Annotated in this window: 20 protein-coding genes and 1 pseudogene; 15 read left to right on the top strand and 6 right to left on the bottom strand. The window is 64.1% G+C overall.

Annotation, left to right across the window (positions count from 1 at the left end; all coding sequences use genetic code 11):
- From BHE01S_RS38455 to BHE01S_RS19235, 5 genes and pseudogenes are all read left to right on the top strand, one after another.
- Positions 1–301, top strand: a pseudogene (locus BHE01S_RS38455) (hypothetical protein); the annotation flags it as partial.
- Positions 298–1458 (top strand): hypothetical protein, encoded by a 1161-nt coding sequence (locus BHE01S_RS19250; RefSeq protein WP_157025477.1) that lies wholly within the window; start codon positions 298–300, stop codon positions 1456–1458. The pseudogene BHE01S_RS38455 and the gene BHE01S_RS19250, both read left to right, overlap by 4 nt.
- Before the next feature lie 18 nt (positions 1459–1476).
- On the top strand, positions 1477–1737 hold the full coding sequence (locus BHE01S_RS19245; RefSeq protein ID WP_042266707.1) for a PAAR domain-containing protein: 261 nt from the start codon (positions 1477–1479) through the stop codon (positions 1735–1737).
- On the top strand, positions 1734–3116 hold the full coding sequence (locus BHE01S_RS19240; protein WP_042266706.1) for a hypothetical protein: 1383 nt from the start codon (positions 1734–1736) through the stop codon (positions 3114–3116). The genes BHE01S_RS19245 and BHE01S_RS19240 overlap by 4 nt, the downstream gene beginning before the upstream one ends.
- 137 nt (positions 3117–3253) lie before the next feature.
- Entirely contained in the window at positions 3254–3631 is a 378-nt protein-coding gene (locus BHE01S_RS19235; RefSeq protein ID WP_157025475.1) for a hypothetical protein, read from the top strand.
- A 110-nt stretch (positions 3632–3741) separates the two neighbouring features.
- Here the strand turns inward: BHE01S_RS19235 and BHE01S_RS19230 are convergent, their stop codons facing one another.
- The 4 genes from BHE01S_RS19230 to phnC form a co-directional block, all read right to left on the bottom strand.
- On the bottom strand, positions 3742–4578 hold the full coding sequence (locus BHE01S_RS19230; RefSeq protein WP_042266702.1) for an EamA family transporter: 837 nt from the start codon (positions 4576–4578) through the stop codon (positions 3742–3744).
- Positions 4579–4735: 157 nt separating this feature from the next.
- Positions 4736–5617: a phosphonate ABC transporter, permease protein PhnE gene (phnE, locus tag BHE01S_RS19225; RefSeq protein WP_084068999.1), complete on the bottom strand. Its 882-nt coding sequence runs from the start codon at positions 5615–5617 to the stop codon at positions 4736–4738.
- 8 nt (positions 5618–5625) lie between these two features.
- Positions 5626–6612, bottom strand: a complete 987-nt coding sequence (phnD, locus tag BHE01S_RS19220) for a phosphonate ABC transporter substrate-binding protein (protein WP_042266699.1) — start codon at positions 6610–6612, stop codon at positions 5626–5628.
- Positions 6613–6668: 56 nt separating this feature from the next.
- Positions 6669–7496 carry a phosphonate ABC transporter ATP-binding protein gene (phnC, locus tag BHE01S_RS19215; RefSeq protein ID WP_042266695.1) on the bottom strand — a complete coding sequence of 276 codons (828 nt, stop codon included), beginning with the start codon at positions 7494–7496 and terminating at the stop codon, positions 6669–6671.
- Between the two features lie 347 nt (positions 7497–7843).
- On the opposite strand from phnC, the gene BHE01S_RS19210 reads away from it, so the two are divergent.
- The 4 genes from BHE01S_RS19210 (at position 7844) to BHE01S_RS19195 (ending at position 11735) form a co-directional block, all read left to right on the top strand.
- On the top strand, positions 7844–8878 hold the full coding sequence (locus BHE01S_RS19210; protein WP_042266692.1) for a M14 family zinc carboxypeptidase: 1035 nt from the start codon (positions 7844–7846) through the stop codon (positions 8876–8878).
- The gene (locus tag BHE01S_RS19205) at positions 8875–9657 is read left to right on the top strand and encodes an alpha/beta fold hydrolase (RefSeq protein ID WP_042266688.1); all 783 of its coding nucleotides are present in this window, start codon (positions 8875–8877) and stop codon (positions 9655–9657) included. Before BHE01S_RS19210 ends, BHE01S_RS19205 begins: the two co-directional genes overlap by 4 nt.
- A gap of 97 nt (positions 9658–9754) precedes the next feature.
- Complete coding sequence (selD, locus tag BHE01S_RS19200; RefSeq protein ID WP_042266686.1) at positions 9755–10822, top strand: selenide, water dikinase SelD; 1068 nt, start codon at positions 9755–9757, stop codon at positions 10820–10822.
- 7 nt (positions 10823–10829) lie between these two features.
- Positions 10830–11735, top strand: a complete 906-nt coding sequence (locus BHE01S_RS19195) for a cation diffusion facilitator family transporter (RefSeq protein ID WP_042266685.1) — start codon at positions 10830–10832, stop codon at positions 11733–11735.
- 202 nt (positions 11736–11937) lie between these two features.
- Here the strand turns inward: BHE01S_RS19195 and BHE01S_RS19190 are convergent, their stop codons facing one another.
- Positions 11938–12210: a DUF4148 domain-containing protein gene (locus tag BHE01S_RS19190; protein ID WP_042266683.1), complete on the bottom strand. Its 273-nt coding sequence runs from the start codon at positions 12208–12210 to the stop codon at positions 11938–11940.
- A gap of 212 nt (positions 12211–12422) precedes the next feature.
- Complete coding sequence (locus tag BHE01S_RS19185; RefSeq protein WP_042266682.1) at positions 12423–13427, bottom strand: LysR family transcriptional regulator; 1005 nt, start codon at positions 13425–13427, stop codon at positions 12423–12425.
- A gap of 188 nt (positions 13428–13615) precedes the next feature.
- Between BHE01S_RS19185 and BHE01S_RS19180 the strand changes: the two genes are divergently transcribed.
- The 6 genes from BHE01S_RS19180 to BHE01S_RS19155 all read left to right on the top strand — a co-directional run bounded on the left by BHE01S_RS19180 (position 13616) and on the right by BHE01S_RS19155 (position 23511).
- Positions 13616–14509: an alpha/beta hydrolase gene (locus tag BHE01S_RS19180; RefSeq protein ID WP_084068992.1), complete on the top strand. Its 894-nt coding sequence runs from the start codon at positions 13616–13618 to the stop codon at positions 14507–14509.
- A 69-nt stretch (positions 14510–14578) separates the two neighbouring features.
- Entirely contained in the window at positions 14579–15796 is a 1218-nt protein-coding gene (locus BHE01S_RS19175) for an efflux RND transporter periplasmic adaptor subunit (protein WP_042266679.1), read from the top strand.
- A gap of 103 nt (positions 15797–15899) precedes the next feature.
- The gene (locus BHE01S_RS19170; RefSeq protein WP_042266677.1) at positions 15900–19085 is read left to right on the top strand and encodes an efflux RND transporter permease subunit; all 3186 of its coding nucleotides are present in this window, start codon (positions 15900–15902) and stop codon (positions 19083–19085) included.
- Between the two features lie 23 nt (positions 19086–19108).
- Positions 19109–20677, top strand: a complete 1569-nt coding sequence (locus BHE01S_RS19165) for an efflux transporter outer membrane subunit (protein WP_042266675.1) — start codon at positions 19109–19111, stop codon at positions 20675–20677.
- A 265-nt stretch (positions 20678–20942) separates the two neighbouring features.
- The gene (locus BHE01S_RS19160; RefSeq protein ID WP_042266672.1) at positions 20943–22133 is read left to right on the top strand and encodes an acyl-CoA dehydrogenase family protein; all 1191 of its coding nucleotides are present in this window, start codon (positions 20943–20945) and stop codon (positions 22131–22133) included.
- Between the two features lie 52 nt (positions 22134–22185).
- A complete protein-coding gene (locus BHE01S_RS19155) occupies positions 22186–23511 on the top strand; it encodes an Nramp family divalent metal transporter (protein ID WP_042266748.1) in 1326 nt (441 codons plus the stop codon).
- The last annotated feature ends 97 nt before the right edge of the window (positions 23512–23608 follow it).

The following is a 23608-nucleotide window of genomic DNA, read 5'->3' as shown; positions in this document are numbered from 1 at the left end:
AAGATATGATCGGGATTACATATCGTTTGATCCCGTTAAGGATTCGGAAGACTATGCGATGGTGGTTGCAAGTGATCGACTCTATGTGATGAGAAGAAACGGAGATGATGGAAACGCCTATGTGCTGCAATATCCATTAGTGCGTGGCATAGATTTGAATAAGCCTTATCCTCCAGGTGTATCGGGGGCGAGGTTTCTCGCTTTCTCAAAATCGGGTTTTCTTGCTGGTCTTCGCACGCCCTCCGGCGCTGACCGCTTTACCTGTGACGAATCCATCCATGATCCGAAAGTGGCTGAATGACGAAAAATGTAGTCGGTGAAAATATGAAAAACAGACATACCGAAAAGCAGAGTTCAATGAAGGTAACTTTAGTCAAATTATGTGCGTTATTCGCGTTATCTGGAATTTGTATTTTCCCAATGGCCAAGGCGCAAGAACCTGATGTGACCGTACTCCCCGACAATGGCTTCATCCCTTTGGGTCTCAGCGCGAACGGCGAGGTGGTCATTGGCCAAATGGACGCATCCGGTATTTCGACACCGCAAATATGGAGCCGTAGTCGTGGATTCGAAAAAATCACGGACGTAACCAGGGATGCCCCCGTTAGTGTGGAAGTAGTCAGCGCCGATGGCACTGTAGTAGCTGGCCGGATGAAGGATAGCGAAGACATGATGCCGGACCGTCTGTTCGTATGGACGGCACGAAAAGGGGCGAAGATCCTCCCTCCATTTAGCCAATACCGCGATGAGCGGATTGACGCCTTGCTTGGTATCACGCCTGACGGGAAAACCGTCTACTTTTCCAGCCATCAGCAGTTCGCGAATAGAAAGCCGGAAGCAGCCAGGTCGTGGAGCGAATCAGATGGCTACAAGACTGTCTCGCCTGGAAGGCAACTGCACGGCACAGGGATATTCGCCGTAACCGGCGATGGATCTGCGTGGATGACGATGTATAGAGCCGATAGTGGTGAAAGCATACTGGCGCGCATGGTAAATGGCGCTGTTATAAATACCGCAACGTTACCTGCTGGATTCGAAGAGAAGGCCAGTGTCGTACTCACTACCAATCGAGATGGGTCGGTGGTGATATTGCGGACGCGCGACAGCATGGTAACCGGTAAGAATGAGGTGAGCAGCCAGGTATGGGACGGCAACCTTAGGCCGGTGACGCTTTCCGTGCCGGAGGGGTGCCGTAAGCCGAACGCCAATGTCGCAGATGGAAATGGCGTGATATTCGGTGACGTACTTTGTACCAGTTCGTCAGGTAACCGGCGTATGTCTGTCCGTTGGACCTCGACGGGAGCCGAGGATGTCACCGATTGGTTCCGGCGGTCCGGCGTCGCACTGCCGGATTGGAGCAATATTTCCATAAACTCGGTTAGCCATGACGGTCACACCGTCCTTGGCTCGGGTGATCTTCATGGAGAGCTACGTAGCTTTATTGCACGCGTTGACTAATCCAGATCGAGAGACATCATGACGAAACCAGTACGTGAGGGTGACCGCACCAGCCACGGCGGTGTAGTGAAGGAGGCTTCTTCCACTTTTACCATTGACGGGAAGAAAGTCGCGCTGATTGACGATATCGTGAGCTGCCCCGAGCACGGTGACAATCCGATCACCGAACATGGGGAGGGCTACAAGGAGGGCGGCCGCAAATGGGCGGTCGATGGATGCAAGACCGCGTGTGGCAGCGTGGTAAGGGCCAGTAGCGATGGAGTGAATATCCGGTCATGAAATGGGACTCGCCTGAAGTGCCGGAATACAAGTACGGCAAGCCTCCGCCTGCCTGGCTTTACGGGGTGACGTGTGTTGCGGTCTTTGTTATCGGGGCCATCATTACGGTTCTGACGTGGCCCCAAGGCAAGCCGGTCATTTCTGGAGATTTCTTCATCCGGCTGCTGCTGCTGCCGGCGTTGCTGGCAGGTGCTCTCTGCGCGGCGTTTTATATCCCTCATGAAAAGGAGACAAACGACGTAACCTGCTGGAACGCGATGTGCAAGATAGCGCGAGTCCACTGGAAGCGCTGGACTCACGGTCAGGTCGTGATCCTCGGAAGTATTGCGTTGACGCCTGAACCGGAACTGGCTGAGCGGCTACTCGGTCTGGAAGGAAGCGCTCCATCAAATCCGGGAGAGACGCTGTCGCTGACTGTGAACGCGCAGGACGGGAAGTCACGGTTGGAGCATGTGCTTGAACGGTTGCTGAAACCGTTCGCCGGTGATGTCTCGCGCATTTGCAGAAACCATACGCTCGATGTCGTGCTGCAGTCAGGCAACGAGTCGCATCTGGTCGAACTGAAAGCGCTCTGGCAGCGACTGAAGCTGCCTAACCTCGTTCGCATCAAGACAGAGCCGTCAGACGCGAAGGGGACAATAGTTCACGAATGGTTCGAAGACAGGGAGATGCCCGACTTTGTGCTTGTACTCGCGTGCCAGTTGCACGTAAGCGGTGAGAAGCCTTTGTGGTCGGAAGCCGCAGTGGGAATGCTCATGGCGAAAGCCGCCGCCGTCGCGCGATACAACGGAAGGGTCAGGCCACAGGCGCGAATCTTCAGGCCGATTCCTTCCACATCCGACGCCATGCTGGATGCAGTAAGAACGCTGCTCAAGGCGGAGCAGGCTCCCCCGGGCCGGATCAAGCATCTCTGGCTGAGCCGTCTGACGAAGCAGGGGCATAACGCGAGTATCGCGGCGGTCAAGGACGCGGGGTTGACGCTTGCGGTACACAAGGTGGATGACGCCATCGGCAAGCCTGGTCCAGTCAGCACGTTACTGCTTCAGACGCTGGCAGCGCAGATGGTCCAGCACGGGCAGGGTGTGCAGCTGGTCGCGTCGCCGTCTGCAGATGGACTGACATTGAATCTCGTCGGGACACAGGAGGTTCCCGTCAAGGACGCTCCTGATTTCATCTATCCACCCTGCATTATGTCCCTGAGTTTCACTCTTGTTTTTGGATGGGCCTTTCTCGTGTTTCTGGGCGTAGAGACCGGCAACGTCAATCCGACGCTATTCTGGGTTTCCTTCGGGCTGGTGTTTTTGTCTTTTTTTGTACAGATGGGGTTCGCCCTGTGGAAAGTCTGGACGGTTGACGAATGGTTCGGAACGCGCCTGTGATGTTCATAAACCGGAGAAAAAATGCGCGGAATTCGTGGCGCCCGCAGAGAACTATGACGCACCCACGACGCCTGCGGCGGATGCGCATTCTGGTGGTTCCGCGCTTCATCATGTGTACCTGGGCAGGAATGCTCATCATGGCCATCTACACGAACGTGGTGGGATGGTTTGCCGCGCAGGACCTGGGTGATCCGGCATGGATACAGTACCCGCTGATTCTGCTGGGTTTCACTGTGGGCTTGATCGCCGACGACGTGTGGCGGCACTGGCAATTTGGTGTCGCCCACGCGCTGCACTTCGAGGACGTGCTTGACGGGACATGTCCCGATACCGAACACGAAATCTGCGAAGCAGCAGTGTGGCGCTGGTATGTGAAGCAGGGCAAGCCTTGGCGGATCAGCCGCAACCGCGACCGTCCACAGGTGCGCTTGGTCGATGAGTGGCGACGCATGGAGGCATACTACCGGGCGATGAAAGCCGAAGAAATCCGGCTGAGGAAAAATCACAGGCTGTGATTTTTACGCCGCCTCGGACAGCGCGGGCGTGCAGTCATCGTCGGGGCTGGCGATGCGTTGTACGGCGGGGGCGCCAAGCGGGTCGAAGTATCGGCCCAGCCAGCGCCCAATCACAACCGAATCAACACCGCCCCACAAGTCACCAACGCACACGCAACCAAACGCCGTGCCGTGAGCTTCTCGTTCATGAAGAGCCAGCCGATCAGCACGGCGAAAATCGACGAGAGTTCGCGCAGCGCGGAAACCATCGCGATCGGCAAATAACGGAACGCTTCGATCACGAGGCAATACGCCGTGAGCGCGAGCACCCCCGCGAGCATGCCGCGCGCGACCGCGGACTTCGACGTGAACATCTTCGCCGCGCCGCCGCGCAGCTTGCACACCACGAGAAACTGCGGGACGTTCCAGAGCAGATACACCCACATGATGTAGCTGAGGCCATTGCCGGCCAGGCGCGCGCCGAGGCCGTCGATGATCGAATACATCGCGATGAACAGGCCCGTGAGCAGCGCATACGGCACGCTCTCGCCCGAAAAGCGCATGCCGCGGCGCAAGGCGAGCGACATGATGCCAAGCGATACGAGCGCGACGCCCGTAGCCGCGAGCCCATGCAGGTCTTCGTGCGCGAACACGAGCGCGCCCACGAACACGAGCAGCGGAGAAAGCCCGCGCGCGATCGGGTAGATCTGCCCGAAGTCGCCGCTGCGATAGGCGCGGATCAGCGTGAAGCAGTACACGAACTCCAGCACCGCCGACGCGCCGATATACGGCCAGCTCGCCGGCGCGGGCAGCGGCAGCACGCACACGGCGATCGCGCTCACGACGATGTACGGCACCGAGAACATGCCGAGCAGCCAGAGGCGGTCGCCCGAAAGATGGAGGAAGGCGTTCCAGCTTGCGTGCATGAGTGCCGAAAGCAGGACCAGCAGAACGACGAAACTGGCCATCGGGATTGCGAATCGAATGGTTTGTTGGTGGCGCGGCCCGTTGCGGCCGCAATCGTGTGATTATTCCAGCGAACGCGTACGGCCGCCAGAAATAGGGAAAAGCCGCGCGAACCGCGATTGTGTTTCTATCCGGCGCGCGCGGCTTTTGGGGAACGCGTCAGATCACGCGCGCACGCAGTCTCGCGGAGATCAGGTCGATGGCCGTGACGACGACGATCACCATGATGAGAACGGCGCTGGTCTGCTGATAATCGAACGAGCGGATTTCCTCATACAGCACGACGCCGATGCCGCCCGCGCCCACCATGCCCACCACCATCGCCGAACGCACATTCGACTCGAACCGGTAGAGCGCGTAAGAGATCCACAGCGGCATGACCTGGGGCAGCACGCCGTAGACGATCTCGTCGAGCGGCGAGGCGCCCGTCGCGCGCACGCCTTCCACGGGGCGAGGGTCGATGGCTTCCACCGCTTCCGCAAAAAGCTTCGCGAGCACGCCGGTGGTATGCACCCACAAGGCGAGCACGCCCGCGAACGGCCCGAGGCCCACGGCCACGATGAAGAGCATCGCGAACACCATCTCGTTGATGGCGCGGCATGCGTCCATCAAACGACGCACGGGATGCAGCACCCACGCGGGCGCGAGATTGTGCGCCGACATCAACCCGAACGGCACTGCGCAGACGATCGCGAGCGCCGTACCCCACAGCGCCACGGCGAGCGTGACCCACATTTCGTGGGCGTACGTGCGCCATTCCGTGAAGTCCGGCGGGAAGAAGCCGCGCGCGAACGTGCCCATGTTCGCGGAGTCGGAGAACAGGTCGAGCGGGCGCATGTCGGCGCCGCGCCACGCCACGCCGAGCAGCACGAAGACGATGGCCCAGAGTGCGAGCGACGACCAGCTGCGCTTGCCCGCCTGCCTGGCCGCCGCAGCGGCGGCCGCTTTTGGCGCGGCGGCGGCGGTCGATGTCGCCGCCGGCCCGGCAGCGGGCCTTGCGACTTCTGCCTGCGGCACGGCGCGTGAGCTGTCGAAATCCATTGCGCCCATTACTGCTTCGCGGGTGCGGCGAGCGCACCGATCTTCGCGTCGATGGCCGCGATCTGGTTCTTGCGGTCGTCGTCGGAGAGATGCGTGTCGGCCGCGATCTTCTCTTTCTGCTGGAACAGCGCGATCTGGCGGATCGGCAGAAGCTGCGCGTCCGTGGCGGGCGCGAAGCCTGCGTAGCCGGTGATATCGGCCATGATCTTCTTCTCGCGCGGGTCGGTCTTCGCGTAGTGGTAGAAGAAGTCGCGCAGCTTCTGCCTGGTGGCTTCAGGCAGATCCTTGCGATACACGAGCGGATCGGACGGAATGAGCGGCGAGGTCCACAGTACGCGCACCTGGGCAAAGCGGTCCGGGTGCTTTTGTTGCAGCGTGGAAAGCTCGATGGTGTTGTTGGTGGCGATATCCACCTTGTTGTTCACCACGGCAAGGAGGTTCGCTTCGTGGCTCGAAGGCAGCACGGTCTTGAAGTTCGTCGCGTTCACCGAAACGCCGTGCTGCGCGAAGAGGTAATAGCCCGGAATCAGGGTGCCCGAGGTCGAATTGGGGTCGCCCCAGCCGAGCGTGAGATCCTTCGTATTCTTGAACACATCGTCGAGCGTCTTCACGCGGCTGTTCACGTTGGTGATGAGCACCGACTTGTAGCCCGTGTCGCCGTTCGCGTAGAGCACCTTCGCGAAGATCTCGCCATTCGAACGGTCCACGGCTTCCATGGCCGAAGCATTGCCGAAGTAGCCGATCTGCACCTTGTTGAAGCGCATGGCTTCGATGATGCCCGAGTAGTCGGTGGCGAAGAACGCGGTCACGTGCAGGCCCGTCTGCTTGTTCAGGTCGTCGATGAACGGTTGCCAGCGTTGCTTGAGCACCGCCGACGAGTCGGTCGAGATGATGCCGAAGCTGAGGTCTTCCGCGTGAGCGGCCGCGCTGCCGAGCGAGGCAAACGCGACGGCGCCGGCGGCGCACCAGGAGAGCATGGAGCGGAGCAGTTTCATTGGGCGGTCCGTGGTGAGGGGAAGCGTTGCGGGTTGGAAAAAGTGGGCTTGCGTGATCAGGCCGCGCGAGGCTGTGCACCGAAGCGCGTTGCCGCGGACGGCGCAGCATCGGGTTCGAGCAGCTCGCGCACGGCGTTGCCATAAAGCTGTTGCAGCAGGGCGGGCGTGAGCGCCGACGACGCGCCGTCGTACACCACGCGCCCATCGCGCAGCGCAATGGTGCGCGGGCAATACTCCATGGCGATATCCACCTGATGCAGCGAGACGACCACCGTCAAGCCGTGATCGCGGTTGAGCATGCGCATCATGTCCATCACGCGCCGCGACGATGCGGGATCGAGCGAGGCGATGGGTTCGTCGGCGAGAATGAGGCGCGCGCGCTGCACGAGCGCACGGGCGAGCGCCGCGCGCTGCTGCTGGCCGCCCGAGAGATTCGAGGCGCGCTCGGCGGCCTTGTGCGCGATGCCGACTTCGCCGAGCGCAGCAAGCATCAACTCGCGCTCGGCGCGCGGAAAGCGGCCTGTGAGGCGCCGCCACAACGGTAGCCGCGACAGTGCGCCGATCAGCACATTCGTTTCGACCGTGAGGCGATGTACGAGATTGAACTGCTGAAACACAAAGCCGATGTCGCGGCGAATGCGCCGCACTTCGCGCACGATGCGGCCGTCCTGCTGAATAGGACGACCAAGAATTTCGATGCGCGAAGGCTGCGGGTCGGAAGCCGTGAAGCCCGCAATATGGCGTAGCAAGGTCGATTTGCCCGAGCCCGATGCGCCGATCAGCGCAACCATTTCGCCAACGCCTACGCGCAGGTCGATCTCGTCGAGTGCCTTGCGGCCGCTGTCGAAGCTTTTCGAGAGGCGTTCGATGCGTATGGCGTCCATAACGATCCGTCGCTGTGTAGTCGAGGGCTCATTCTAGGAAGCGACTGTGACGGTTGAGTGAAGGTGTCGCGACGTCTAGACGACTACATGTTTTACGATCTCCACGGCGCGGCAAAAATCGTGAGGGATGTGACAAAGGCATGACGCCAAACATCTGTCACGCTCAATATCATGGGAAGCAGCTATATTGATGGGCAGCGTACGTGCTGTCCCTGGTTTTCCTGACTTGTTGCTGACTCATTGTCGACAGGGGTGGCGCTCGCAAGGCAGTTGTAGACAATGCGGCCGCACGCGGCGGCCCCGATCTACGCGACCCGATCCGAACGAGCGGCGAAACCCGGCGCCATATGCAGGCACTGAGCTTCCTACCTGACAGCTTCGAGGAATACGAGGACCTCAAGATGATCCTCGATGCCGGCGCACGCTGGCTCGACATTCGCAGCGAGGGCGAAGTCGAGGTGCGCGGCCGCACGTTTCCTCTGTATGTTGCGGCAGTCGGCTCGCGCGATCCGGCCGCGCCCGGTATTGGCTTTTTCGGCGGCATTCACGGGCTCGAACGCATTGGCTCACAGCTCGTGCTCGACTACATGCGCGCGCTGGTGGGGCGGCTTGCCTGGGACGAACTGCTCCTGCGCCAGCTCGAGTCCGTGCGCATCGTGTTCGCGCCGATCCTCAATCCCGGCGGCATGTGGCTCGCCACGCGAGCGAATCCGAACGGCGTCGATCTCATGCGCAACGCGCCGCAGGATGCCGACGAGCGCGTGCCCTTTCTCGCGGGCGGCCAGCGCCTCGGCTCGTGGCTGCCGTGGTATCGGGGGCGGCGCGGCGCGGCCATGGAGGTCGAAGCGCTCGCGCTGCTGAAGATCGTCGACGAAGAACTCACGCGGCGCCCCCTTTCCTTCGCGCTCGACTGCCATTCCGGTTACGGCTGGACCGACAGCATCTGGTTTCCGTACGCGCGCACGCGCCGCCTCATTCGACACCTGCCCGAAATGTATGTGCTCAAGACGATGTTCGAGCGCGCGCATCCGCATCACGGCTACACTTTCGAGCCGCAGAGCCATCAATATTTGCTGCACGGCGACTTGTGGGACTGCGCGTACGATCGCGCGCCCGGCGGCAACATCTTCCTGCCGCTCACACTCGAATTGGGCTCGTGGCTGTGGATCAAGAAGAACCCGCGCCAGATCTTTTCGCGCCAGGGCATGTTCAACCCGCTCCTTCAGCATCGCACCGCGCGTGTATTGCGGCGTCACGCGAACCTGTTCGAGTTCCTGACACGCGCCGCGTATTCCGCGCCGCGCTGGCTGCCCGAGGGCGTGATCCGCGACGAGGTGCTGAAAAGCGCGATCGGGCACTGGTACCGGAAGCCTGGCACATGAGCGAACCGTGGATCCTGCTGCGCGGCCTCACGCGCGAATCGCGCCACTGGGGCGCATTCGCCTTGCTGCTTGCGGAGCGCGATGGCGTGTTGCCTATCGACCTGCCGGGCAACGGCACCGCGGCGCACGTCCGTTCGCCGCTCGCGGTGGCCGACTACGTGGATGCACTGCGAGCCGAAGCGCAGCGGCGCGGGGCACGCGCGCCTTACCGCGTGCTGGCAATGTCGCTGGGCGGCATGGTGGCGACGGCGTGGGCGCTGCGTTATGCCGACGAGATCGGGCGGCTCGTGCTCGTGAACACGAGCATGCGCCCGCATAGCCGCGTGTGCGAGCGCTTGCGGCCCGCGGCGTGGCCCGCGGTCGTGCGCGTGGCGCGACACTGGGATGGCGGCGAGGTGACCGAGACGCTGATCCACGGCCTCACCTGCGCGCGCCGCGACACGCTCGCTGCCGACCTCGAAACGTGGCGTGCGATCCGCGCGAGCGCCCCTGTGAGTCGCGCGAACGCGCTGCGCCAGCTGGCCGCCGCCGCGCGCTTCAAGGCGTGCGCTGCGCCGCGCTGTGCGGTGCTCGTGGTGTCGTCGCGCGGCGACCGGCTCGTGAACCCCGTTTGCTCGGCGCGGCTCGCGCGAGCCTGGGGCGCACCGCACGTGGCGCATCCGTGGGCAGGGCACGATCTGCCGCATGACGATCCGCAATGGCTCGTCGATACGCTGCACGCGGGCCAAATCACGGCAAGCGCCGAGAACGCCGCGGGCCGGGCCGCCGGGCGCGGCTGAGCGGTGCCGCGCCGCGTGCACGCCGCGCGCATCGCCGGTCCGGCGATTGCCCCATAATACGAAAACTCATCCGGCACTTTCAGGACGACTTCCAGACATGAACGACAAACCCGCCATCGGCGCCGCCGTGCCGCGCCTCACGAGCCTTTCGCACGGCGGCGGCTGCGGCTGCAAGATCGCGCCCGGCGTGCTTTCCGCGCTGCTCGCCCGCAGCACGCCGCTCACCACCGCGTTTCCGAACCTGCTGGTCGGCACCGAGACCGCCGACGACGCCGCCGTCTACAAGCTCAACGACGAGCAGGCCATCGTCGCGACCACGGACTTCTTCATGCCGATCGTCGACGACCCGTACGACTTCGGCCGTATCGCCGCGACCAACGCGCTCTCGGACGTCTACGCCATGGGCGGCAAGCCGATCCTCGCGCTGGCGCTCGTGGGCATGCCCATCAACGTGCTGCCGCACGACGTGATCGCGCAGGTGCTGCGCGGCGGCGAGGACGTGTGCGCGGCGGCCGGCATTCCCGTGGCGGGCGGGCATTCGATCGACTCCGTGGAGCCCATTTACGGGCTGGCTGCGCTCGGCGTGGTGCATCCGGAGCGCGTGAAGCGCAACGCGTCGGCACAAGCCGGCGACGTGCTCGTGCTCGGCAAGCCGCTGGGCGTGGGCGTGCTTTCCGCCGCGCTCAAGAAGGAAATGCTCGGCGACGCGGGCTACCAGGCAATGGTGGCCGCCGCGACCCTCCTCAACAAGCCGGGCGCGACGCTGGCGGAGTTGCCGGGCGTGCACGCGATGACCGACGTGACCGGCTTCGGCCTGCTCGGCCACACGCTCGAAATTGCGCGCGGCGCGAATCTCGCCGCGCGCGTGCATTACGCCGGCCTGCCGTGGCTGCCGGGCGTGCAGAAGTTCGTCGATGACGGCGTGTGCACGGGCGCCTCCGGCCGCAACTGGGCCTCGTACGGCGACGCCGTCACGCTCGCGCCCAGCCTGCCCGAAAGCGCGCGCACGCTGCTCACCGACCCGCAAACCTCGGGCGGCCTGCTCGTGGCCTGCGCGCCGGAAAACGTGGAAGACGTGCTGGCGATCTTCCGCGCGGAAGGTTTTGGCGACGCGCGGGCGATCGGCGAACTGAGCGAAGGCCCGGCGCGCGTGGACGTCGCGTGAGGGCCGTATGAGCGGAGAATCGCCGAAAGCCATTTTCTATGCGCTCGCTGCGAACCTGGGCATTGCGGTCTGCAAGTACGCTGCCGCCGCGTTCACGGGCTCGGGATCGATGTTCGCGGAGGCGATTCACTCCACGGCCGACTGCGGCAATCAACTGCTGCTGCTCTTCGGCCTGCGCCAGTCGCGCGAGCCGCCCACGCCACTGCATCCCATGGGCACGGGCCGCGCGATCAACTTCTATTCGCTGCTCGTGGCGCTGCTGCTGTTCTTCGTGGGCGGCGCGTTTTCGGTCTACGAGGGCGTGCATCGGCTGATTGCGCGTGAGCCGTTGCGATTCGTGTACGTGGCGCTCGTCGTGCTCGGTATTTCCGTGGTGCTCGAAGCGTTTTCGCTTTACGGCGCGATTCGTGAGATTCGCAAGGGCGCGCCCACGAAATCGCTGTGGCGCTGGGCGCGCGAAACGCGCGACTCCGACCTGCTCGTCGTGGCGGGCGAGGACATTGCCGCGCTGGCGGGTCTCGCCATTGCGTTCGCCGCCGTGCTGCTCACCGTGATTACGGGCAATCCGGTATGGGACGCGTGCGGCTCGATCGGCGTGGGTATCCTGCTCATGCTGATTGCGTGGTTCATCGCGCGCGAAGTGAAGTCGATGATCGTCGGCGAATCGGCAAGCCCGGAAATGCGGCGCGATATCGAATCGTTCCTGCGCGCGCGGCCCGAGATTCGCAGCATCATCAGCCTCATTACCCTGCAATGGGGCAGGGAGGTGATGGTGGCGGTGCAGTGCGAAATGCTCGACTACGACCATAGCCGCACCATGGTCGAAGCGATCAACGAGATCGAAGCCGATCTGCAGGCGCGCTTTCCCCTCGTGCGCTGGGTATTTTTCGAACCGGATTTCGTGAGCCGGTAATGCACGGGCCCGGCGGTTGCGAAGCCGCCGGGCCCTTTCGCACGTTTCACATCTTCACGCGCGCCAGAACTTTCAATGCCGAAACGGCGTCCACACGGGCGTGGTGTTGTCCCACTGCTCGAGTTCGGAAGGTACGGCCGGATTCATGTTGGACTCCTACGTTTTTCGTCTTGCAATCGAAATGCCGAAGCGTTTCGCGTGCTTATTCGCCAGCCTGCGCAACACGTTGGGCGTTGTTCGCGCGGCTTTCCTGCAGCGCGATGCGTTGCGCTTGCGTGCGGCCGATCAGGCTTTGCTCGGGGTAGCTCGTCTTGTTCAGCGAGGGCAGCGTGCCGTCGCGATACGCGGCAACGATTTCCGCCTTCACTTCGGCACGGGTTTTCGGGGCGCTGTTGTCCTGGGCGAAGGCCGAAGCGCTGGCGGCGAGCGACAGAACGAGCGTGGCGCCAATGGCGGTTGCGAGAGTGCGTTTCATGATCTGCTCCTTTTATACGGGTGCCACGTGGGTCGCGGCGACAGGAGCAAATGTAGTTGCGCAGCCATCTGCGATAAACGGCCGGAACGCGAAAGCAATTGTCGAAAATACGGAACAATCGCTGCGCCGCGCCCGCAAAGCCTTTGCGGGCGCGGCCTCGAGGGTCGGCGTAACGCGGACGGCGTTACGTGACCCAGCCTATGCGGCCCAGCCTATGCGGCCCATTCCGAAATCACGGGCGTTTCGAGCGCCGGCGCGTTTTCGCGCTCTTCGAGCGTGCGCATCGTGCAGGCCTTGTCGAGCGAGGCGCGGCCACTCAGGAGCGGGCAGCGATCGAACACTTCCGCGATCCAGTCCACGAACACGCGCACTTTGGGTGACAGATGGCGGCTGTGCGGATAGACGGCCGAAATCGGCATGGGCAGCGGCTTGTAGTCGGGCAGCACTTCGACGAGGGCGCCCGACTTCAGGTGCGGCAGCACCATGTAGCGCGGGCCCTGAATCAGGCCGAAGCCTTCGATGCCGCAGGTCACGTACGCGTCCGCGTCGTTTACCGAGACCATGCTCTTGAGCTTGACTTCCACTTCCTTGCCGTCGACGAGAAACGCCCAGTCCATCACGCGTCCCGTGCGCGACGAGAAGTAATTCACGGCGCGATGCTCGGCCAGTTCTTCGAGCGTCTGCGGCGTGCCGTGGCGCTCCAGATATGACGGCGCCGCGCACGACACACCTTCGAAAATGCCGATGCGCCGCGCGACCAGCGACGAATCCTGCAGCGCACCCACGCGCACCACGCAATCCACGCCTTCCTGCAGCATGTCCACGGGGCGATCGGATAGCCCGAGTTGCAGGTCGATGTCCGGATAGCGCTGGTGGAACTCGCACAGCGACGGAATCACGATCAGCCGCCCGATCGAGCCGGGCATGTCGATGCGCAGTTTGCCGTGCGGTTTGCGGTTGCGATCCTGGAATGTGGTTTCGGTTTCCTCGACGTCCGCGAGAATGCGCACGCAGCGCTCGTAGTACGCGGCGCCATCGGGCGTGAGCGACAGACGGCGCGTGGTGCGGTGCATGAGGCGCACGCCGAGAAACGCCTCGAGATTCTGAATGATCGTCGTGACCGAAGCGCGCGGCATGTCGAGCGTTTCGGCAGCGCGCGTGAAGCTGTTGGTATCGACGACGCGGGTGAATACCTGCATGGCCTGAAGGCGGTCCATTGCCACTCTCCAAAAAGCTTCGGTCGCACGGCGCGCGGCGTTCGAAAGAAACGCCCGCGCAGAAAGAGGAGACAGATTGTTCAGGTGCGCCGAATTGTGTTGCCGGATTATAGGCATTTATTTGCAAGTCTGCCGAACCCACAATTCGGCTCATTCGAATCTACTCTCGCGCATTGCGCCGATTTGACATGGATGTCTTTAAACGCCCAACGTCCTGGACCTCCGCGGAGCAAGCGCCGCTGGCCGAAGTGCCCGCGGCGCTGCCTGTTACCGCGTCCGCCAGGCCCGGCAAGGTGCGCGCGCTGCTCACGACCGACGTGGCAATCGAAGGCTACGCCCAGCAGATTCCGCTGCGCCTGTACCGCCCCGAAGCCGCGAATGGTCTGCCGGTGCTGCTCTATTTCCACGGCGGCGGCTTCGTGCGCGGATCGATCGAGGAAGCGGATGCGGTGGGGCGTCTTCTCGCAGAACGCTTACCGGCGCTCGTGGTGAGCGTGGGGTATTCGCTCGCGCCGAAGCACCCCTTTCCTGCCGCGCCCGAAGATGCACATCGCGCGGCGCTGTGGGCCCTCACGCGGGCCCGTGCGTTCGGCGGCAATCCGAAGCGCGTGATCGCGGCGGGCCACGACGCGGGCGGCCAGATCGCCAACGTGCTCGCCTTCATGGGCCGCGATCGCGGCGACGTGAAACTCGCGGCGCAGGCATTGTTTGCGCCGATGCTCGACCCGAGCCTCACGCGTCTTGGCGACGAGGCGCGCCTCGGCTCCGATATCACCGCAAGCGAATGCGCGGCGTGCTATCGCGCGTATCTGCCCGATGCGACGCAGCGCATGCATCCGTACGCCGCGCCGCTCGAGTCGCTGCGTCTTGGCGGCTTGCCGCCGACGCTCATCGTGACGGCACAGAACGACGTGCTGCACATCGAAGCGGAGAAGTACGCGAGCCGCCTGATCGACGCGGGCGTGCGCACCCAGGTGGTGCGCTACCCGAGCGTCTCGCACGCGAATCTCGCGGCGCATCCGGCCGCGCTCAGCGAAGCCGTGCGGTTTTTCCAATGTTGCTTCGACGCGGGCGCGTCATAAGCGAAGCGCCCTTGCGGCGGTGCTGCCGAACCAGTGAAGAACAATCAACCATTATTTCTGGAGTCCGACATGTCACTTTTTTCGCAATCCCGAACCCGTATCGCGCTAGCCGTCATTGGCGTGCTGGTGGTCGCGGGCCTCGGCACCCTCGGGGCCATCCGGCTCGATTCGCACCCTGCCGTTGCCGCTGAAGCGCCGCCCGCACCCGAGGTCGATGTCGCGCCGGTGCTCAATCGCACGATCACCGACTGGCAGACCTACTCGGGCCGCATGGCCGCCGTCGAGAAAGTGGAGATACGTCCGCAGGTTTCCGGCACGATCGTCTCCGTGAACTTCCGTGACGGCGCGCTCGTGAAGCAGGGCGAAACGCTGTTTGTGATCGACCCGCGCCCGTATCAGGCGGCTGTCGATCAGGCCGCTGCGCAGCTTGCCGCCGCACAGGCGCGCACGGGCTATGCGCAAAGCGACTGGGAGCGCGCGCAGCGCCTCATTGGCGACAACGCCATCGCGAAGCGCGATTACGACGAGAAGCAGAACGCCTCGCGCGAAGCGAACGCGAACCTCAAGGCTGCGCAGGCCGCGCTCGAAGCCGCGCAGATCAACCTGGGCTACACGCGCATCGTCGCGCCGGTTGCCGGGCGTGTGTCGCGCGCCGAGATCACGGTGGGCAACGTCGTTTCGGCCGGGGCGAGCGCCGCGCCGCTCACGACGCTTGTTTCCGTTTCGCCCATCTACGCCGAATTCGACGCCGACGAGCAGACCTATCTCGACTACATCAGCCGCATCAAGGACGGCTCGAAGGTGCCGGTGGAACTAGGTCTGGCGAACGAGTCGGGTTATTCGCGCACGGGGACGATCGAGTCGGTGGATAACCGTCTCGACACCACGTCGGGCACGATCCGCGTGCGCGCGCGTTTCGACAACGCCGACGGCGCGCTGGTGCCGGGGCTTTACGCACGCATCAAGGTGGGCGGCAGCGCCCCGCACCCGGCGCTGCTCGTGGACGATGCGGCCATTGGCACCGACCAGGACAAGAAGTTTGTTTACGTCGTGGACAACAGCGGCAAGATCGCGTACCGCAACGTGCAAACGGGCGGCCAGCAGGGCAACCTGCGCGTGATTCTGGGCGGCCTGAAGGCGGGCGACCACGTGGTGGTGAACGGCACGCAGCGCGTGCGCCCGGGTGTTGTCGTGCGCTCGCACATGGTGCCGATGAACGGCGACCCCGATGCCGATTCGACCAACACGGTGGCGAACCCCGGCGCCAGGGCAGCGAAAACATCCTGACGAGCGGCGGGCGCAGGCGATCGCGGCCTGCGCCTTTGCTTCCATAAGGATGCCTAAGCAGAAAGATTCGCGTCAAATTGAGCGTCATGAACAAGAGCAACCCATGAACATATCGAAATTCTTCATCGACCGGCCGATCTTCGCGGGCGTGCTGTCCGTGCTGATCCTGCTGGCCGGCGTGATCGCGCTGTTCCAGTTGCCGATCTCCGAGTACCCCGAGGTCGTGCCGCCTTCGGTGGTGGTCCACGCGCAGTATCCGGGTGCGAACCCGAAGGTGATCGCCGAAGCCGTCGCTGCGCCGCTCGAGGAGCAGATCAACGGTGTCGAGAACATGCTGTACATGCAGTCGCAAGCCAATAGCGACGGCAATCTCACGCTGACGGTCACGTTTCGTCTCGGTACCGACCCGGACAAGGCCACGCAGCTCGTGCAGAACCGCGTGAACCAGGCGCTGCCGCGCTTGCCGGAAGACGTGCAGCGTCTCGGCATCACGACCATCAAGAGCTCGCCCACGCTCACGATGGTGGTGCACCTGATCTCGCCGGACAACCGCTACGACATGACGTACCTGCGCAATTACGCGCTGCTCAACGTGAAGGACCGCCTCTCGAACATCCAGGGCGTGGGCGAGGTGCAGCTGTGGGGCTCGGGCGATTACGCCATGCGTATCTGGCTCGACCCGCAGAAGGTGGCGCAGCGCAATCTCACCGCGAACGACGTGGTCAATGCGATTCGCGAGCAGAACGTGCAGGTGGCGGCGGGCGTGATCGGCGCTTCGCCCAGCGTGCCCGGCACGCCGTTCCAGCTCAATGTGAATGCGCGCGGTCGTCTGCGCACGGAAAGCGAGTTTGGCAACATCATCGTCAAGACGAATCCCGATGGCGGCGTGACTTACCTGCGCGATATCGCGCGCATTGAACTGGCAGCCTCCGAATACGGTCTGCGCTCGCTGCTCGACAACAAGCCGGCCGTTGCGCTCGCCATCAACCAGGCGCCGGGTGCGAACTCGCTCGCGATTTCGGACCAGGTGCGCGCGGCAATGAAGGAGCTCAAGCAGGACATGCCGGCGGGCGTGGATTACCGCATCGTCTACGATCCCACGCAATTCGTGCGCTCCAGTATCGAAGCCGTGGTGCATACGCTGCTCGAAGCGATCGCGCTCGTGGTGATCGTGGTGATCGTGTTCCTGCAGACGTGGCGTGCCTCGATCATTCCGTTGATCGCGGTGCCGGTGTCGATCGTCGGGACGTTCTCTCTCCTGCTTGCGTTCGGGTTCTCGATCAACGCGCTATCGCTGTTCGGGATGGTGCTCGCCATCGGCATCGTGGTCGACGATGCCATCGTGGTGGTGGAAAACGTGGAGCGCAATATCGCCAGCGGGTTATCCGCGCGCGATGCGACGTATAAGGCGATGCAGGAAGTGAGCGGGCCGATCATCGCCATTGCGCTCACGCTCGTGGCCGTGTTCGTGCCGCTCGCGTTCATGAGCGGGCTCACGGGCCAGTTCTACAAGCAGTTCGCGATGACCATCGCGATTTCCACCGTGATCTCGGCGTTCAACTCGCTCACGCTTTCGCCGGCGCTTTCGGCGCTGCTGCTGCGCGGTCACGGCGAGAAGGAAGACTGGCTCACGCGCGGGATGAACCTCGTGCTGGGCGGTTTTTTCCGCCGCTTCAACCGGGTGTTCCATCGCGGCTCGGAAAGCTACGGGCGCGGCGTGAATGGCGTGCTGCGCCACAAGGGCGCGATGCTCGCGGTCTATGTGGTGCTGATCGCCGCAACGGTGTTGATGGCGCGCGTGGTGCCGGGCGGCTTCGTGCCCGCGCAGGACAAGGAGTATCTGATCGCCTTCGCGCAACTGCCCAACGGCGCCGCGCTCGATCGCACCGAGAACGTGATTCGCGACATGAGCGCCATTGCACTGAAGCAACCCGGTGTGGAAAGCGCCGTGGCGTTCCCGGGTCTTTCGGTGAACGGTTTCACCAATAGTTCGAGCGCGGGCATTGTGTTCGTCACGCTCAAGCCGTTCAAGGAGCGCAAGGGCAAGGCGCTTTCGGCCGGTGCGATTGCGGGGGCGCTGAACCAGCAGTACGCCGGCATCAAGGATTCGTTCATCGCCGTGTTCCCGCCGCCGCCGGTGCTCGGCCTCGGTACATTGGGCGGCTTCAAGATGCAACTGGAGGATCATGGTGCGCTCGGCTATGAGGCGCTCAACCGCGCGACGCAGGACTTCGTCAAGCGCGCGGCGCAAACGCCGGAGCTGGGCCCGACGTTCACCAACTATCAGATCAACGTGCCGCAGCTGAACGTCGATCTCGACCGCACGAAGGCGAAGCAGCTTGGCGTGCCGGTTACCGACGTGTTCGACACGATGCAGATCTATCTGGGTTCGCTCTACGTGAACGACTTCAACCGTTTCGGACGCGTGTATCAGGTGCGCGTGCAGGCCGATGCGCCGTTCCGCCAGCGGGCCGACGACATCCTGCAACTGAAGACGCGCAACGCCGCGGGCGAAATGGTGCCGCTCTCGTCGCTCGTCACGGTCACGCCCACGTACGGCCCCGAGATGGTGGTGCGCTACAACGGCTACACCGCTGCCGACATCAACGGCGGTCCGGCGCCCGGTTATTCGTCGGGCCAGGCCCAGGCGGCGGCGGAACGCATCGCGGCCGAAGTGCTGCCGCGCGGCGTGAAGTTCGAATGGACCGATCTCACGTACCAGCAGGTGCTGGCGGGCAATGCGGGCATCTGGGTGTTCCCGATCAGCGTGCTGCTCGTGTTCCTCGTGCTGGCCGCGCTCTACGAGAGCTTGACGCTGCCGCTCGCGGTGATCCTGATCGTGCCGATGAGCGTGCTGTGCGCACTGACGGGCGTGTGGCTCACGCAGGGCGACAACAACATCTTCACGCAGATTGGCTTGATGGTGCTGGTGGGGCTCGCTTCGAAGAACGCGATCCTGATCGTCGAATTTGCGCGCGAGCTGGAGCACGACGGGCACACGCCGCTTAGCGCTGCCATCGAGGCGAGCCGCATGCGTCTGCGCCCGATCCTGATGACGTCCATCGCGTTCATCATGGGCGTGGTGCCGCTCGTGCTCTCCAGCGGCGCGGGTTCGGAAATGCGTCATGCAATGGGCGTGGCCGTGTTCTTCGGCATGCTCGGCGTGACCGCTTTCGGCCTGTTGCTGACGCCGGTGTTCTATGTGGTGCTGCGCACGCTCGCGGGCGGCAAGATTCACGTCGCGCAGAAGGACAACGCGCGCAAGCCGCAGTCGATGGTCGACGCGTAAGGCGACAAGGGAAAATGATCAATATGACTAACGAATCCAGCTTGCGCTATCGCGCGAATGCCGCGCCGGAGGGCGGGCAGTTCGGGCGTATCACACGAGTCGCAGCGAGCGTCGCGCTCTTTGCCTGGCTCGCTGCCTGCTCGGTCGAGCCGGCCTACAAGGTGCCTGACGCCGCCGTGCCCGCCGCCTACAAGGAAGCGCCGCAGCAAACGCAGAGCACCAATCCGCACGACGTGGGCACGTGGACGCCCGCGCAGCCCGCCGACGGCACCCATCGCGGCGAATGGTGGACGGTGTTCGGCGACCCGACGCTCGACAAACTCGAGCAGCAGGCGCTCGAAGCGAACCAGGACCTCAAGGCCGCGGCCGCGCGCGTGCAGCAGGCGCGTGCGGTGACGCAGGCCGCGCGCGCCTCGTGGTTCCCGTCGATCGATGCGGGTTTCGGGCCGACCTACGAGCGGGCCTCGCCGGCTTCGCTTTATTACCCGCAAAATTACAATGTGCCCGCTCAAACGCTGTGGCGCGCACAGGCTACGGCAAGCTATGAAGTCGACCTGTTCGGCCGTGTCAGTTCGAACGTTCACGCGGCGCAGGCGGACGCCCAGCAAAGCGAAGCCCTGTTCCTCTCGGTTCAGCTCGCCTTGCAGGCCGATGTCGCGCAGAACTATTTCCAGCTGCGCCAGTTCGACTCCGATGTCGATCTGTACCGCCGCACGGTGGCGCTGCGCGAAGACGCGCTCAAGCTTGTCGAGCGCCGCTTCAAGGAAGGCGACATCAGCGCGCTGGACGTAGCGCAGGCTCGCAACGAGCTCGCGAGCGCGCGTGCCGACGCGGTGGGCGTCGCGCGTCAGCGCGCGGCCTCGGAGCACAGCCTCGCGATCCTGCTCGGCAAGGCGCCCGCGGACTTCACGTTCCCCGAAACGCCGCTCGCGCCCGTGGTCGTGCAGGTGCCTCCGGGTTTGCCTTCCACGCTGCTGGAGCGCCGCCCCGACGTGGCCGCCGCCGAACGCGCCATGGCGGCCGCAAACGCACGCGTGGGTCTCGCGAAGTCGGCGTTCTTCCCGCAGCTCAACATCACCGGTGCGGCCGGCTTCGAGTCGGCCACGCTCGGCGACCTCTTCATGTGGTCGAGCCGCGCGTTCCTGCTCGGGCCGCTCGCGGGTACGGCGCTCACGCTGCCGCTTTTCGACGGCGGCAGGCGCCGGGCGAATCTCGCCCAGTCGCGCGCGAAGTATGAAGAAGATGTGGCGCAATACCGCCAGCAGGTGCTCGTGGCCTTCCGCGAGGTCGAGGACAATCTCTCCGACCTGCGCCTGCTCGACGACCAGATCCGCCAGCAGAACGACGCGGTGAGCGCTTCGCAGCAGTCGGCTCAGCTTTCGCGCACGCAGTACGAGGAAGGCGAGGTCAGCTATCTGAACGTGATCGACAGCGAGCGGACGGTGCTCGTATCGCAATTGCAGGCCAGCCATCTGCAGGGTTCGCAGGCTGTCGCGACCGTCAACCTGATCCGCGCACTGGGCGGCGGCTGGGGCGACGCGAAGCCTGGCGACGGTACGCCGCCACCGCCGGCGCCGCTCGCGGCGCGTTGAACCGCACGTTAAACCCCGCGTAGACCGCGGCAACGCTCGCCGCCTGTGCATATCGCAGGCGGCGATTTCCTTTGCGCAATCGCTTCGTAGACCCGGCCCCGCCGCGCCCCTATCATCGTCTGGATCCACCTGGAGCCAACGCGATGATACGTACCGTGCATACGCGACACGTTGCCGATGGGCGGCGTATTGGCGGTATTCGCACTCCTGATCGGTATTTCCATCGCGCTTCGCGTTCAGGGCATCACATTCGGGAAATATGGGTATGAACGAAGCACAGCGCCCACGCGGGCAGGAACAGGACGCGCGTTTCGCCGCGCTGCTCGAGGCGCTGCGCGCGAGCGCCGCGCAACGCGATCTCGCGGGTGGCCACGCGGCCGCCGAGAAGCAGCGCATTGCCGACGCCGGGCTGCTCACGCTTGCAGTGCCGCGCGAATTCGGCGGACAGTTCGGCAAGGACGGCGTGCGCTGGCGCGACATCTACGCGACGATCCGCGCGCTCGCGCGTGTCGACAGCGCGCTTGCGCATCTGCTTGGCTTTCAGTGCCTGCAGGTGGCGAGCGTCGAATTGTGGGGCAGTGCCGCGCAGCGCGCGAACTGGCTGCAAGGCACCGTCGAGCATCGCTGGTGGTGGGGCAACGCCGTGAATCCCATCGACACGCGGCTCGTCGCGCAGCCAGACAGGGAAGGCGGCTGGCGTCTGCATGGCAAAAAGGGATTCTGTTCGGGCACCTACGGATCGCAGATGATGACCGTGAGCGGGCACGATCCCGCCACGGGCAGCCCGATATTCGCGGTCGTGCCCACCACGCGCGCCGGGATCACGGTGCACGACGACTGGGACCCGATAGGCCAGCGTCAGACCGATAGCGGCACAGTCTCGTTCGAGAATGTGAAAGTGCACGCCGCCGAAGTGCTGCAGCGCCCCGACACCGCGCGCGCCACGCTGCGCACGCTGGTCTCCCAGGGCGTGCTGACAAATCTCTTCGTGGGCCTCGCCGAAGGCGCACTCGACGAAGCGCGCGCCTACGTGCTCGAGAACGGCCGCCCATGGGTCAATTCGGGCGTGCAGCACGTGGCCGACGACCCGTTCCTGCAGCAGCGCTTTGGCGAAATGCGCGTGCAGTCGCTCGCGGCGGCGGTGCTGGCCGATCGTGCGAGCGCGCTGCTCGACGCCGCGTGGGACGAAGGCGAAGCGCTGAGCACGGCGACGCGCGCCGAAGTCTCGCTCGCGATTTCCGAGGCGAAGATCGTCGCGCATCGCGCCGCGTTACAGGGTGGCGAGCAACTTTTCGAGGCGTGCGGCGCGCGCGCCACGGGCGCGGCGCTCGCGCTCGACCGTTTCTGGCGCAATGCTCGCGTGCATACGCTGCACGATCCGCTCGACTACCGCCTGCGCGACGTGGGCCGCTATACGCTCTTGAGAGAAGTGCCGCAGCCGACGCTGTACACTTGAGGGCCCGATCGCGTCACGTGCCGCGACGCGTCAACCCTTGAGGATCGAAGCGTTGGAATTCCGATTACCGACCACGGCAACGGCGCCGTTTTGCCCGTCCGAAGTGCAGGGCAGCATCGAGGTTTCGCCGCGCGCGCCATTCTGGAAGAAGTTCTGGCAATTCGCGGGTCCCGGCCTGCTGGTCTCGATCGGCTATATGGACCCGGGAAACTGGGCCACCGACATCGAGGCGGGCTCGCGCTTCGGTTACAGCCTGTTGTTCGTGGTCGTGCTCTCGAGCCTCGCGGCGATTGCGCTGCAATGCCTCTCCATGCGCCTTGGCATCGTCACGCAGCGCGATCTCGCGGAGCTTTCGCGCGAGCGCTATGCCAGGCCCGTGATGCTCGGTCAGTGGGTGCTCGCCGAGCTTTCGATCATCGCCTGCGATCTGGCCGAGGTGCTGGGCGGCGCGCTCGCGTTCCATTTGCTGCTTGGTGTCTCGCTGATGGTGGGCGTGGTGCTCACGGCGTTCGACACGCTCATCGTGCTCGGCCTGAAGGGCAAGAACTTCCGCTCGCTCGAGGCGATCATGGCCGGCTTGATCGCCACAATCGGTCTTGGCTATGTGATCCAGCTCGCGCTCGTGAAGCCGCACTGGCCCTCGGTGTTCGCGGGCGCGGTGCCGTCGTGGCACGCCATTTCCTCGGCGGAGCCGCTGTATCTGGCGATCGGCATTCTCGGCGCGACCGTCATGCCGCACAACCTCTACCTGCATTCGTCGATCGTGCAGACGCGCGCCGTCAAGCGCGATCGTGCGAGCCTCGCGCAGGCCATCGGCCTATCGCGCCTCGACACGATCGTCTCGCTTCTGATCGCGCTCCTCATCAATGCGGCCATCCTGATTCTGGCCGCGGCGGCGTTTTACGCTAACGGGCACACCGAGGTCACCGATATCGAACAGGCGTACAGGCTGCTTGCGCCTATCGTCGGCACGGGCGCGGCGGCGGTGCTGTTCGCGATCACGCTGCTTGCCTCCGGGCAAAGCTCGACCTTCACGGGGACCGTGGCGGGTCAGGTCATCATGGAAGGCTTCCTGCAGATGAAGATTCCGTGCTACCAGCGTCGGCTCATCACCCGCGTGCTCGCACTGATTCCCGCCTTGGCGGGCGTCGCGCTGCTCGGCAACGGCGCGGTGGGCAAGCTGCTGGTGGCAAGCCAGGTGGTGCTGAGTCTGCAACTGCCGTTCGCGCTCTGGCCGCTCATCCGCATGACGAACGACCGTGCGCTGATGGGCGAGTTCGTGAACCGGCTCCCCACGCGGCTGCTGGCGTGGTTCCTGTTCGTCGTGATCTCGGCGGCGAACCTGTGGCTCGTCTGGCAGACGTTCAGTGGAAACTAGAAGCGGGAAAGATGTAACAGAGGCGCGCGCCACGAAGGCGGCAAATGGAAAGCGCTTCGCCGTCCGGTGCGCTCAGGCACCGGACGGGTTCGCGTCT

It is taken from the genome of Paraburkholderia heleia NBRC 101817, assembly GCF_000739775.1.
GTDB lineage: Bacteria > Pseudomonadota > Gammaproteobacteria > Burkholderiales > Burkholderiaceae > Paraburkholderia > Paraburkholderia heleia.
The sequence above is the reverse complement of the archived record's forward strand: the minus strand, read 5'-3'. Positions and strand labels throughout refer to the sequence as shown.